Origin of the sequence: Brevundimonas sp. S1H14, from assembly GCF_047716865.1 — a bacterium.
Lineage (GTDB): Bacteria > Pseudomonadota > Alphaproteobacteria > Caulobacterales > Caulobacteraceae > Brevundimonas > Brevundimonas naejangsanensis.
In genome coordinates, this window is the sequence record NZ_CP136679.1 from 2073402 (window position 1) to 2086291 (window position 12890).

Annotated in this window: 14 protein-coding genes; 8 read left to right on the forward strand and 6 right to left on the reverse strand. The window is 66.0% G+C overall.

The genetic code is table 11. From position 1 onward, the window contains the following. Window positions 1-110 precede the first annotated feature (110 nt). Complete coding sequence (gene lexA / locus RSD66_RS10095; protein WP_119412180.1) at window positions 111-815, forward strand: transcriptional repressor LexA; 705 nt, start codon at window positions 111-113, stop codon at window positions 813-815. A 182-nt stretch (window positions 816-997) separates the two neighbouring features. Here the strand turns inward: lexA and RSD66_RS10100 are convergent, their stop codons facing one another. Further along, window positions 998-2611, reverse strand: coding sequence for a ComEC/Rec2 family competence protein (locus RSD66_RS10100; RefSeq protein ID WP_415287580.1), 1614 nt, complete (start codon window positions 2609-2611; stop codon window positions 998-1000). Further along, window positions 2596-3087 (reverse strand): DUF4131 domain-containing protein, encoded by a 492-nt coding sequence (locus RSD66_RS10105; protein WP_415287581.1) that lies wholly within the window; start codon window positions 3085-3087, stop codon window positions 2596-2598. Before RSD66_RS10105 ends, RSD66_RS10100 begins: the two co-directional genes overlap by 16 nt. Before the next feature lie 58 nt (window positions 3088-3145). Here RSD66_RS10105 and gltX point away from each other — a divergent pair, with 58 nt between their 5' ends. The 5 genes from gltX to RSD66_RS10130 all read left to right on the forward strand — a co-directional run bounded on the left by gltX (window position 3146) and on the right by RSD66_RS10130 (window position 8915). Further along, complete coding sequence (gene gltX, locus RSD66_RS10110) at window positions 3146-4561, forward strand: glutamate--tRNA ligase (protein ID WP_415287582.1); 1416 nt, start codon at window positions 3146-3148, stop codon at window positions 4559-4561. Between the two features lie 65 nt (window positions 4562-4626). Continuing rightward, a complete protein-coding gene (gltA, locus tag RSD66_RS10115; protein ID WP_025977401.1) occupies window positions 4627-5928 on the forward strand; it encodes a citrate synthase in 1302 nt (433 codons plus the stop codon). A 137-nt stretch (window positions 5929-6065) separates the two neighbouring features. Continuing rightward, window positions 6066-6455, forward strand: a complete 390-nt coding sequence (locus tag RSD66_RS10120) for a cupin domain-containing protein (protein WP_346523224.1) — start codon at window positions 6066-6068, stop codon at window positions 6453-6455. A gap of 172 nt (window positions 6456-6627) precedes the next feature. Further along, window positions 6628-7878: an acyl-CoA dehydrogenase family protein gene (locus RSD66_RS10125; protein ID WP_415287583.1), complete on the forward strand. Its 1251-nt coding sequence runs from the start codon at window positions 6628-6630 to the stop codon at window positions 7876-7878. Next, entirely contained in the window at window positions 7875-8915 is a 1041-nt protein-coding gene (locus RSD66_RS10130) for a phosphotransferase family protein (RefSeq protein WP_415287585.1), read from the forward strand. Before RSD66_RS10125 ends, RSD66_RS10130 begins: the two co-directional genes overlap by 4 nt. Here the strand turns inward: RSD66_RS10130 and RSD66_RS10135 are convergent. From RSD66_RS10135 to RSD66_RS10150, 4 genes are all read right to left on the reverse strand, one after another. After that, window positions 8912-9274: a hypothetical protein gene (locus tag RSD66_RS10135; protein ID WP_415287587.1), complete on the reverse strand. Its 363-nt coding sequence runs from the start codon at window positions 9272-9274 to the stop codon at window positions 8912-8914. The two genes, RSD66_RS10130 and RSD66_RS10135, sit on opposite strands and share 4 nt — an antisense overlap. A 26-nt stretch (window positions 9275-9300) precedes the next feature. Then, complete coding sequence (locus RSD66_RS10140; RefSeq protein WP_415287588.1) at window positions 9301-10122, reverse strand: TIGR02587 family membrane protein; 822 nt, start codon at window positions 10120-10122, stop codon at window positions 9301-9303. A 37-nt stretch (window positions 10123-10159) separates the two neighbouring features. Further along, window positions 10160-10435, reverse strand: a complete 276-nt coding sequence (locus RSD66_RS10145) for a SemiSWEET family sugar transporter (RefSeq protein WP_415287589.1) — start codon at window positions 10433-10435, stop codon at window positions 10160-10162. Window positions 10436-10537: 102 nt separating this feature from the next. Next, window positions 10538-11143: a cysteine hydrolase family protein gene (locus RSD66_RS10150; protein WP_415287590.1), complete on the reverse strand. Its 606-nt coding sequence runs from the start codon at window positions 11141-11143 to the stop codon at window positions 10538-10540. A gap of 60 nt (window positions 11144-11203) precedes the next feature. Between RSD66_RS10150 and RSD66_RS10155 the strand changes: the two genes are divergently transcribed. Then, entirely contained in the window at window positions 11204-12115 is a 912-nt protein-coding gene (locus RSD66_RS10155) for a nucleotidyltransferase family protein (RefSeq protein WP_245559386.1), read from the forward strand. Then, entirely contained in the window at window positions 12099-12890 is a 792-nt protein-coding gene (locus tag RSD66_RS10160; protein WP_415287592.1) for a metallophosphoesterase family protein, read from the forward strand. Before RSD66_RS10155 ends, RSD66_RS10160 begins: the two co-directional genes overlap by 17 nt.

Below are 12890 nucleotides of genomic sequence, written 5' to 3' on the forward strand. Positions count from 1 at the left end.
CAGGCGCGGGTTTTTGCTTTGAGAGCCTTAAGCGTGGCGTTAGTTGACTTTTAACCAGAACACTTACAGAACATCACCAACGGTTCACGCCTTGTTCTGGATTCGCCGCCATGCTCACGAAGAAACAGCACGAACTCCTGATGTTCATTCATGAGCGCATTCGGGAAACGGGCGTGTCGCCCTCCTTCGACGAGATGAAGGAGGCGCTGGACCTGGCGTCCAAGTCGGGCATCCACCGCCTGATCACGGCGCTTGAGGAACGCGGCTTCATCCGCCGTCTGGCCCACCGCGCTCGCGCGCTGGAAGTCGTGAAGCTGCCGGAACAGGCGACGACCGCCGCCCCCTCAAAAGGCCGCGCCCCGTTTAAGCCCGACGTCATCCAGGGCGGCGGCCTGGGCCCGCGACCGGCCGTCGCCGAGGCCGCCAACGATGTCCGCGACCTGCCCCTGTTGGGCAAGATCGCCGCTGGCACCCCCATCGCCGCCATCCAGCACGAACGCGAGCGCCTGCCGGTCCCTGAGGCCATGCTGGGCGCGGGCGAGCATTATCTGCTCGAGATCGAAGGCGATTCCATGATCGAGGCCGGCATCCTCGACGGCGACACCGTCATTATCAAACGCGTCGAAAACGCCTCCTCCGGCGAGATCGTGGTCGCCTTGGTCGAGGGTGAGGAAGCCACGCTGAAACGCCTGCGCAAGAAGGGCCAATCCATCGCGCTGGAACCCGCCAACAGCGCCTATGAGACCCGCATCTTCGGCCCCGATCAGGTCGAGGTTCAGGGCAAGCTGGTCGGCCTGCTGCGCCGATATCACTGAGGACGGGGCAGAGGCCCCACGCGCGCCTTCTTTCCGCTCATCCCGGCCCGCTCATCCCGGCGGACGCCGGGACCCAGTGCTTTGGCCGCAAGCGGGGCCGTTTGATTGTCCGCCGGCCTCCCCTGGCCAGCGACAGCACATATGGCTCTTACTGGATCTCGGCGTCCGCCGGGATGAGCGGGTTAAGAGGGAGGCCCGTTCCACGGTCGCCGTCCCCGCACCTCAGCCGCCCACAAGGCGCGCCATCCGCCTGCCTCTTCCCGCCACAGCTCCACCGAACCGCCGCGCGCGTAGTCGGCGCCGTCCAACACCAACCGCCCTTCGCATGACGAAGGCAGGGTTGCGATCACGGCGCGCACGCTGACAACCTGCGCGCTACGGCACATCTGATCCAACTGCTCGGCCGTCGGCGCCGCCTTGCCCCACCACAGCGCCAGCGGCCCCGTTTCGCCGTCCCGCGCACAGAATGAACGCTTGCAGGTCCAGCCCTCGGGCGACCGCGCGACCGGCTCCAGCCCTCGTCTCCGGGACCACAGATCGATGGCGAACCTGCGAACCGCAGGCCGCACCACAACCGCCTCGCTTTCCAGCCGATAGGCCGCATTCGCTCCACCATCGCCGATCCAGATATCCGGCGGCGCCGCGCGCGGCCAGATCAGCACAGCGGCCGCAAAAGGCAGCCCCAGCAACCGCCACCATCCGCGCCACAGGCACATGAACAATATGCCCAGAAAGGCGACCGGCAGGGCCGCCGCAGGGGCGCTGGGAATCGCCTTCACTGCGCCGGGCAGATTGGCCGCCCAGTGTCCGATCGCCAGCATGGCGTCCACCGACTGACCCGCCACCCACAGGAAGGGCGCGCCCAGCCCCAGCGGCTCCAGCGCCGCGCCTAGCGCCAAGGCAGGCATCATGACGAAATCCGCCAGCGGCGCTGTCGCCATATTGGCGAGCAGCCCATAGACGGCCGTGCGATTGAAATGCTGCATGGCGAACGGCCCGGTCGCCATCCCCGCCACCAGGCTGGCGGCGCAGGCAGCCATCAGCCAGCTTGCAAACCTTTGAACGGCGGCGATCGGCCAGGGAACGGACAGTTCGCGGATGCGACGCGGCCAGACCTCGACCAGGGCGACCAGAGCCGCCGTCGCCGCGAACGACATCTGGAACCCCGGCGTCACGACGGCCTCGGGCCGTAGCAACAGGACGACAAAGGCCGCTGCCGACAGCGCCCGCATGGTCACGGCCTGCCGATCCGTCAGTATCGCCAGAAAGGCGATCGACGCCGTAATCGCGGCGCGTTCGGCCGGCGGCGGCGCGCCCGAGATGACCAGATAGGTCCCGACCGCGATCAACCCCGCAATCGCCGCCGCCTTCTTGCCCGACACACGCAACGCCAGCCACGGCCACGCCGCAACCAGAAGGCGGGCCGCAAAGAAGACAAAGCCGCCCACGACCGCCATATGCAGACCCGAGATCGACAGGATATGCGCCAGCCCGGAATCCCGCATGGCGTCCAGATCCGGATCCTGAATCCATGTCTCGTGACCGGTCGTCATGGCCGCCGCCACCCCGCCGGTCCGCTCGCCCAGACGCGCCACGATCCTTTCAGCCAGGGCATAGCGAGCCGCATTGACCTTCATCGTCGCCCTGACCCGCCACGGCGGCGGGGCGAGAGCCGCCGGACGCGTCGGGCCCAGGGCGAACAGGGTCCCGCCCATCCCCTTGAAATAGGCGTTGCGGCCGAAATCGTAGGCTCCGGGACTGGCGGGCGGCGGCGGCGGGTTCAGGATGCCGAACACCCGGATCGGCGCGCCGGGCGGCGGGGCGCCCCCTTCACCGTCACGCGCAGCCGCTCGGGCGTCTGCTCAGGCGCCAGACCCCGCACGCGCACAGGCGCCACCACCACGCGCGCCCCATTCTGGCCGGACGAGTCCACGTCTATGACCCAGCCCTCGACCTGGGTCGGCGCCATGTTCGCAGGCGCGATCGGGGCCGCCACAGCGTCTGTTCTCAGCTTGGCCACCGCCAGTCCGCCCGCGAAACAGGCCAGCATCAGCAGGATCAGGGTCGCCCAGCGCGGCGCGCCTCTGGCCCGACCGACGATCCAGGCTCCGAAGAACACGGCGGCCCCCAGCACCAGAGGCCAGGTCGTCGGCTCGTCCTTCAGTGTGAAATAGGCCCCGCATCCGGCGCCGAAGCAGACGGACGACCACAGCGGCCAGCGTTCGGCCTGCACCCGTGCATCTGCGATCAGACTGGCAAATAACCGGGCCATAAGGGTTCGCTTCCCCACGGGCGGGCGTATAAGACCCTGCCCTATGGATGCTGCCTCTATGACCTCCCCCTCGTCGACCGTCGTCACCCGCTTCGCCCCCTCGCCCACAGGCTACCTGCATATCGGCGGGGCGAGAACTGCGTTATTCAATTGGCTGTACGCCAAGGGGCGCGGCGGCAAATTCCTGGTCCGTATCGAGGACACCGACCGCGAGCGTTCGACGGATGAGGCGGTGAAGGCCATCTTCGACGGCCTGTCCTGGCTCGAACTGTTCGGCGACGAAGAGCCTGTCTTCCAGTTCGCTCGCGCCGACCGTCACCGCGAGGTGATCAACGAGTTGCTGGCGACGGGTCACGCCTATCGCGACTTCCTGACGGCCGACGAGACTACGGCCCTGCGCGACCAGGCCAAGGCCGAGGGTCGCGACTTCGTCTCGCCCTGGCGCGACCGCGAGCCCAGCGTCGATGATCTGGCCAAGCCGCACACGGTGCGCTTCCGCCGCCCGTTGGATCAGGCCGTCATGGTCGACGACGCCGTGCAGGGGACGGTGCGCTGGGAATCGGCGTCGCTGGACGACCTTGTCATCCTGCGCTCGGACGGGGCGCCGACCTATAATCTGGCGGTGGTGGTGGACGACCACGACATGGGCGTGACCCACGTCATCCGCGGCGACGACCATCTGAACAACGCGGCCCGTCAGAGCCTGATCTACGACGCCCTCGGCTGGACGCGGCCGACCTTCGCCCACATCCCCCTGATCCACGGTCCGGACGGCGCCAAGCTGTCCAAGCGCCACGGCGCCCAGGCCGTGCACGAATACGCTGACATGGGTTATCTGCCCGAAGCCATGCGCAACTATCTTGCCCGCCTGGGCTGGGCGCATGGCGATGATGAACTGTTCAGCGACGGGCAGGCGCTGGAATGGTTCGACCTAGCCGGCGTCAACAAGGCCCCCGCACGGCTGGACTTCGACAAGCTGGCCCACGTCAACGCCCACTGGCTGCGGCTGGCGGACGACGACCGTCTGGCCAAACTGACGCTCGACGCTCACCTGGCACGCGGCCGTGTTCTGGAACCGGACGACGAGGAACGGCTTCTACGGGCCATGCCTTTCGTCAAGGATCGCGCCAAGACCATCCCCGAGCTGGCGGATCAAACGGCATTCGTGTTGCAGGCGCGTCCACTCGCGCTCAACGAGAAATCGGCCGGTTTGCTGCAAGGCGAAAGCCGGCAGAGAATCTCACGACTGCGTGAACGTCTCAATCTTTTCCAGAGCTGGGACGTCTTCGCCCTTGAAGCCGAACTTAAGGCCTTTGCGGAGGAAGAAGGCGTAGGCTTCGGAAAAATAGGACCTTCCATGCGCGCAGCCTTGACGGGCGGTTCGGCCTCGCCCGATATCGCGCGAACTCTTTGCGCTCTCGGGCATAACGAAAGTCTCGGACGCTTGGATGATGCGCTGCAACAGACTAAGTGATCACCCATAACCAACTCAGGCCGACCGCCTCCCCGCGCCGGTCCAAGGAAGAACAAGGGGCCTAGATGACTGAACAAGCGAAACCCGCCGGCTCGGCGACCCTGTCCTACCAGGACAAGACCGTAGAGCTCCCCGTCCTTTCCGGCTCGACCGGCCCGGACGTCATCGATATCCGCAAGCTGTACGGCGGCACCGGCGCCTTCACCTTCGACCCCGGCTTCACCTCCACGGCGGCCTGCGAATCGGCCCTGACCTATATCGACGGCGACGCCGGCGTGCTGCTGCACCGCGGCTATCCGATCGACCAGTTGGCCTCGAAGTCCAACTTCCTGGAAGTTTGTCACCTGCTGCTGCACGGCGAATTGCCGAACGCCGCCGAATACGAAGAATTCGAGCAATGCGTCACGCGGCACACCATGCTGCACGCCCAGTTCGACCGCTTCTTCGAAGGCTTCCGCCGCGACGCCCATCCGATGGCGATCATGGTCGGCACTGTCGGCGCCCTGTCGGCATTCTATCACGACAGCCTGGACATCCATGATCCGGTGCAGCGCAACATCTCGGCCATCCGCCTGATCGCCAAGATGCCGACGATCGCGGCCCGAGCCTATAAGTACCACATCGGCCAGCCCTTCATCTCGCCGCGTAACGACCTGTCGTACGCCGAGAACTTCCTGCGCATGTGCTTCGCCGTGCCGGCCGAGGACTATCACGTCGATCCGGCCCTGGTGCGCGCGATGGACCGCATCTTCATCCTGCACGCCGACCACGAGCAGAACGCCTCAACCTCGACCGTCCGTCTGGCCGGTTCGTCGGGCGCCAACCCCTTCGCCTGTATCGCCGCCGGCATCGCCTGCCTGTGGGGCCCGTCGCATGGGGGCGCCAACGAAGAGGCGCTGAACATGCTGAAGGAAATCGGCACCCCTGACCGCATTCCCGAGTTCATCGAGGGCGTGAAGGCGCGCAAGTACAAGTTGATGGGCTTCGGCCACCGCGTGTACAAGAACTACGACCCGCGCGCCAAGGTCATGCAGCAGTCGGCCTATGAAGTGCTGGCCGCCACGGGTCGCGAGAACGATCCGCTGTTCCAGGTCGCCAAGGAACTGGAAGCCGTCGCCCTGCAGGACGAGTATTTCACCTCGCGCAAGCTGTTCCCGAACGTCGACTTCTATTCGGGCATCACCCTGTCGGCGATGGGCTTCCCGACCACCATGTTCACCGTGCTGTTCGCCCTGGCGCGCACCGTGGGCTGGATCGCCCAGTGGCAGGAAATGATGGCCGATCCGTCGCAGAAGATCGGTCGCCCGCGTCAGCTTTACACCGGCCCGACCGAGCGCGATTACGTCCCGCTGGCCCAGCGCGGCTAAGCGATCAAAAGCGTGAGACTGCACAAACGCCGGGGCGAAAGCTCCGGCGTTTTTTCTTGGTTTTGCGAAAGATCAAGACCCGGCCGCCTCAGGCGGGTTAAGTGTCGAACTCTCCCAGTTCTTCACGAGGATCCGCCATGCAAGGCTATCTTGACGACATCGAACGGGCCACGCTCGACAATGACGACTACCGCCGCGTGCTCTACACCGGCCGTCACCTGCAACTGGTGCTGATGACGCTCCAGCCGGGCGAAGAGATCGGCGAAGAGGTCCATGAGGGCCACGACCAGTTCTTCCGCATCGAACAGGGCGAAGGACAGATCGTCATCGACGGGCAATCACGCCCCGCGCAGGCCGAGTCCGGCATCATTGTTCCGGCCGGCGCCCGCCACAACCTGATCAACACCGGCTCCGAGCCGCTGAAGCTCTACACCCTCTATGGCCCGCCGGAGCATCGCCACGACGTGGTTCACCCGACCAAGGCCGACGAGTCCGAAGAACATTTCGACGGCAAGACCTCGGAATAGGCTCAGGCGACCAGCGCGCTCTCCCACGCCAGGCGGGAGCGCGCCCTCTGCCTTCGAACCCCGCCAGCGATTTCAAATGACGAACGGTCTGGCATGGCGAAGCCTGTCGAGAATCTTCGACCGGTTGAAAAGCCGACTCGGTATCGTGGCCTGATCCAAGGAGAGCTAAGCGATGGATTTCACCCTGACGGAACGCGAGCGTTCGTTTCAGGCGCGCGTCCGGGCCTTCATGGCCGAAAAGGTGCGCCCGCGCGTCGCCGCCGTCCACGCCGAAATCGCTGAAGGCGACCGCTGGGCCGCGCCCCTGCCCTCGATCGAGGCGCTGAAGGTCGAGGCGCGCGCCGCAGGGCTGTGGAACCTGTTCATGCCGCCCGCGCCCGAAGGCATGGCCGAACCGGACGATTTCGAGTTCACGGGCGAGCGGCTGACCAACCTGGAATACGCCCTGTGCGCCGAGGAAATGGGCCGCATCGACTGGGCCAGCGAGGTCTTCAACTGCTCGGCGCCCGACACGGGCAATATGGAGGTGCTGCACCGCTACGGCACGCCTGCGCACAAGGCGCAGTGGCTGACGCCGCTGATGAACGGCGAGATCCGCTCGGCCTTCCTGATGACCGAACCGGCCGTCGCCTCGTCCGACGCCACCAATATCCAGACGCAGATCCGTCGCGACGGCGACCACTATGTCATCAACGGCCACAAATGGTGGTCGTCCGGGGCGGGCGATCCGCGCTGCCGCATCGCCATCGTCATGGGCAAGACCGACCCGGACGAGAAGACCTATCGCCAGCAGTCTATGATCCTGGTGCCGATGGATGCGCCCGGCGTGAAGATCGAGCGGCCGCTGAGCGTCTATGGCTATGACCACGCCCCGCACGGCCATATGGAGGTCAGCCTGACCGACGTGCGTGTGCCGGTCGAGAACATCCTGCTGGGCGAGGGTCGCGGTTTCGAGATCGCCCAGGGCCGTCTAGGCCCCGGCCGCATCCACCACTGTATGCGCACCATCGGTGCGGCCGAAGAGGCGCTGGAGGCGATGGCGCGCCGCCTGATGTCGCGCGTCGCCTTCGGCAAGCGGATCGGCGAGCATTCGGTCTGGGAAGAACGCGTCGCCCGCGCCCGCATCGACATCGAGATGACGCGCCTGCTGTGCCTCAAGGCGGCCGACATGATGGACCGCGCAGGCAATAAGGCGGCCAAGGACGAGATCGCCATGATCAAGGTGCAGGCGCCGATGATGGCCCTGCGCATCATCGACGACGCCATTCAGGCGCACGGCGGCGGCGGCGTGTCTCAGGACTTCGAACTGGCGGCGGCCTGGGCGGGCATCCGCACCCTGCGCTTCGCCGACGGCCCGGACGAGGTCCACGCCCGCGCCATCGCCCGGTCCGAGTTCGCCCGCCACGCTGAGGCGGCCCGATGAGCGATCTGGACGTCGCGCGTCTGGGACAGTGGCTGGCGGGCGTCCTGCCCGCCGCGCCCGCCGACATCCGCCTGGAAAAATTCCCCGGCGGCCAGTCGAACCCGACCTATCGGATGACTATCGACGGCCGGGACTATGTTCTGCGTCGCCGCCCATTCGGCCCCCTGCTGCCCTCGGCCCATGCGGTCGAGCGCGAATACAGGCTGATCAGCGCCCTGCATCCGACCGGCTTTCCCGTGCCCGCACCGCTGGCCCTGTGTCAGGACGACGCCGTCATCGGCTCGGCCTTCTATGTGATGGAACTGGTCGAGGGCCGCACCTTCTGGAACGGCGCCCTGCCCGACCTGTCGCCGTCTGAGCGCCGCGCCGCCTATGAGGCCATGGTCGACACGCTGGCCCGCCTGCACAGCGTCGATCCGGTCGCCGCCGGGCTGGAGGACTTCGGCCGCCCCGGCAACTATTTCGAGCGCCAGGTCGCCCGCTGGACCAAACAGTACCGCGCCGCCCAGACCGACGACCTGCCCGAGGTCGAGCGTCTGATCGACTTCCTACCGCGCACGGCGCCGGAACAGACGCGCACCGCCATCATCCACGGCGACTATCGCATCGACAACCTGATCTACGCCCCCGACTCCATGACCATCCGCGCCGTGCTGGACTGGGAGTTGGCGACTCTGGGCGACCCGCTGGCGGACTTCGCCTATATGGCCATGAACTGGATCCTGCCCGCCGACGGCCGCGCCGGGCTGAACGGTCTGGATCTTGAGGCTGCAGGCATTCCGTCGCTGGACGACATGGCCCGGCGGTATTGCGCCGCCACCGGCCGCGACGCCCTGCCGGACCTGCACTGGCACTTCGCCTTCAACCTGTTCCGCCTGATCGGCATCATTCAGGGGGTGAAGAAGCGGATGCTGTCGGGCAACGCCTCCAGCGCCAAGGCCGCCGACGCCGTGGCCATGCTGCCTGCCCTCACCACCGCCGCCTGGCGCGAGGCCCGCCTCGCGGGCGCCGCGACTGAAGGACAAGCCGCCTGCTAAGGCTCGGACCAACCCAGCACGCGCAGACGCGGCTCAGGCTTCTGCGCACCTGAGAAGACCAAGCTGACCTTCTTCTCTCCCCGTCCCGGCACATAGTCCAGCGACACGCCGGACCGTTCATCGCCAAACTGGCCCTCGATATCCACGGCAGCGGCGGCAAGGTCGCCATGATTGGCGACAACGATGTCGACCACCCATCCGCCCGCCGAGGGCCGAATATCATCGCGCGTGATCGTCAGGTCCGCCGGCGACGGTTTGGAAAAGGCCGCAGAAGCGAGAACGGCCACGGCCCCGAACAGAACGACACACCCCGCGACGGCGCAGCCGGCCTGCAGCCGCGACACGGACTTCTTATCCATCTGCTCTTTCCCTCGGCGCGCCATGGTCACACCAACAGCCGGGCCGCAGCCGCGCCGACAGACGCCGGAAAGGCCAGGATAACCGTATTGGCGGCCAGCGACTGAACGCCGTGGCCGTCTGCTCCTCCGAACACCCAAAGCATGGCCAGGCTGGATAGCAGGCACAGGGCGTAGCCCGGCAGGGTGAAGTCGAGGAAGGCCCGCAGCGGCGTCTCCGCCTCTTCCTGCCCCGCGAATCCGGCTTCAAACACGATAAGGTGCAGCAGGATAACCGACACCGCCAACACCCCCAGAGCGCCCAAAGGAGTGGTGAGATAGGCGATCAGCCGCATCTCCTCCGTAGGAGCCAGGTTCAGGGCGAAATAGAGCGCCCCTGCCAGCATGAGAAACAGTTCGCCCGGATAAGAGGCTTGGTCCTCCTCGCCCTCGTTCGGATCGCCGGACAGCTGGCGTCGCGCCGCCAAGGCGCCAAGCGCGGCCGGCACCGCTTGCAAGGAGACCTGCCCCACGGCGGATGCCGGCGAACTCCCATCCAGAACATTGAACATCAACAGAAGCGCGGTGGCGGTGATGAATCCCACGGCCAGAGCGACCAGGGTGTCCAACGCATTGTTCACCAGGCCTCGTCGCCCCGAGAACCCGGCGTAATGCGCCAACCCGAACAGCACCGGCAGCGCCGCCAACAAGAAGAGCAGACGCCGCACCGGCTCAGCAGCAAAGCCGAGCGCCCACATCTCCATGGTCATCAGCAGGGGCAGGCTGAACAGCAGCGCGCCGCCGAACGCCCGGCCCAGGTCCCGTATATAGGCGCCGTCTTGCGCCTTCCCGATATCCTGCAGCGAGTTCATGCCCATCCAACGCCGGCGTCTGACTTCCGCTCCCGCGTCACTGGGCGCCTCTGTCTCCAAAGCGCCACTTCATGATCAGAACGGCCGACGCCATGACCAGAGCGCAGGCGTTGGCGAAGGTCACAGGCCACGCCTGAGTCATGACGCCATAGATCGTCCAGAGGATGAAGCAGCTGACGGTCAAGGAATAGGTCTTGAGGCTGACCGCGGACGCATCGCGCTCCTTCCAGATCTTGTATGCCTGCGGCGCAAAACTGGTGATGGAGCAGATCGCCGCCGCCGTGCCTATGGTGTTCGCTAGCGGGTCATTCATGACCGGCCAACGCCAGGCCTGCGCCGCCGTTCCGAAAGCGCGCTTCCGGAAACAGCCGCCAATCACGCCCAGGCGAACCGGCAGATGAGACCCTCAGGCGAACTAGACCCAGGCGTCCAAGACTTCATCGCACTCCGCCGTCTCGATCTGCTGGCCGAACCGGTCATGATAAAGGCCGAGCAAGGCGTCGTGCGACTGGTCCGACGAACTGCACAGGGCGTCGGAAACCACCACCACCCGCAAGCCCAGATCCACAGCGCCGAGCACGGTCGCAAGCACGCACACGTCGGTCTCCGCCCCCGTCACCACCAGGGTGTCCACATGACCGGCCGCAAGGGCCCTCGCCAGACCGGTATCTACCCATGGCGAATAATGCGCCTTGTCCAAGACCCTGGCGGGCGGGGTGAAGCCTTGAAGCTCAGGCAGAAGCTGCACCTTGTCCTCACCCAAATTCTCGAGCGTGATCGACGACCATCGCTCCCAGTAGCGCCGCCACGCGCCCCGCCCCTCACTAAGCGAACGCGCGGGAATGAACCGAGTGAAGCAGGTCCGGTCTGCCTTACGCTCGCACAGACGTTCGACAATGGGCAGAACGCGCGGCATCCACGGCGTGCGCCAGGCGGTGTCTTCAGCAAAGAGCCGTTGCATGTCCACGCACAGGTGGACGGCGTTGGCCGGGATGCGGCCGAAATGAATGCCAGAAGCCATACTGGGGCAAACCTCAGATTTTCCCAAGCGGTTCCACCGGTCGCGAACAGGCATGCGCCCATGGAGCAGCCTGCCTGCCAACGCGGCCAGAGCGTCGCCGACGGCGAGGCGAGCGCGTGGTCGGCCCGACGAGCGGCGGAACCGGGCTTCGACCTGCGCCGTTTTCCTGCCCTGCTCAGGAACCCCGACACCATGTCTGATACGGTCGCCGAACCCGCCTTTGAACCGCCTCCCGAGGCGCAGGCCTTCTATGAGGAGGCGTTGGGCCTGCTGAAGGAATCGGGCGTGCCCTTCCTGCTGTCGGGGACCTACGCCGTCACCGCCTATACGGGCATTCGACGTCCGACCAAGGACCTGGACGTCTTCTGCAAGCCCGGCGACTACCCCCGTATCCTGTCCTTCTTCCAGGCGCGCGGCTATCGCACCGACGTCGAGGACGAGCGCTGGATCGCCAAGGTCTGGAAAGACGATAAACACTTCTTCGACGTCATCTTCGCCATGTCGAACGGCACGATCGCCGTGTCAGACAGCTGGTTCGGCCCCGACCGCATCACCGTCTACGGTCATGAGGTCACGATCACCCCGCCGACAGCCCTGATCCTGTCGAAGGTTTTTATCCAGGACCGCTATCGCTACGACGGCGCCGACGTAAACCACGTCATCCTGAAGCAGGCGGACGCCATCGACTGGAAGTCGTTGCTGGATCAGATGGACCTCTATTGGGAGGTGTTGATGGCGCACTTGCTCAACTTCCGCTTCGCCTATCCGACCGAGCGCGGCCTGGTGCCCGGCTGGTTGATGACCGAGTTGATCGGCCGCCTGCAAGCTCAGGTCGATCTTCCGCCGCCGCGCGTGAAGGTCTGCCGCGGCCGCCTGTTCAGCCCGCGCGACTACATCGCCGACATCTCCGAGTGGGGCTTCGGCGACGTCGTCGGCAAAGGCCTGGAGGAACGCCATGACCCCGTCGCCTGAAACCGCCCCCGCCCCCGCTGAAGGCCAGACGCCTCAGCCGGGCATGGAGGCCGGACCTAAGAAGAAGCTGCGCGTCGCCGCCGTCGGCGACCTGCATGTCGGCGAGACCTCGCATCGCGCCTATCGCGACCTGTTCGATCGGGTGCATGAAGACGCCGACGTGCTGTGCCTGTGCGGCGACCTGGTCAATTTCGGCAAGACGGTCGAGGTGGAGAACCTGCTGGAAGACCTGCGCGCCTGCCGCATCCCCATGGTCGGCGTTCTGGGTAATCACGAGCACGAGTGCGGTCAGCCCCTGGAAATCACCCGCATGCTGAGCGAAGCCGGGGTCAAAATGCTGGCCGGCGAGGCCTATGAGATCGACGGCGTCGGCTTCGCCGGCGGCAAGGGCTTCGTCGGGGGCTTCGGTCGCTACATGCTCAGTTCCTTCGGCGAGGCCTCGATCAAGACTTTCGTCAATGAAGCGGTGGAAGACGCCAACCTTATCGAGAATTCGATCCGCACCCTGCGCACCGAACGAAGCGTCGTGCTGCTCCACTACGCCCCGGTTGTGGACACGGTGATCGGCGAGCCGCCCGAGATTCACGCCTTCCTCGGCTCGTCACGCCTGGCCGAGGTCGTCGACCGCTATGAGAACGTTAAGCTGGTGCTGCATGGTCACGCCCATCGCGGGGCGCCGGAAGGCCGCACGGCGCGCGGCGTTCCGGTCTACAACGTCGCCCTGCCCGTGCTGCGGACGCTGGGCGACACCCCCTATCGCGTGTTCGAGGTCTGA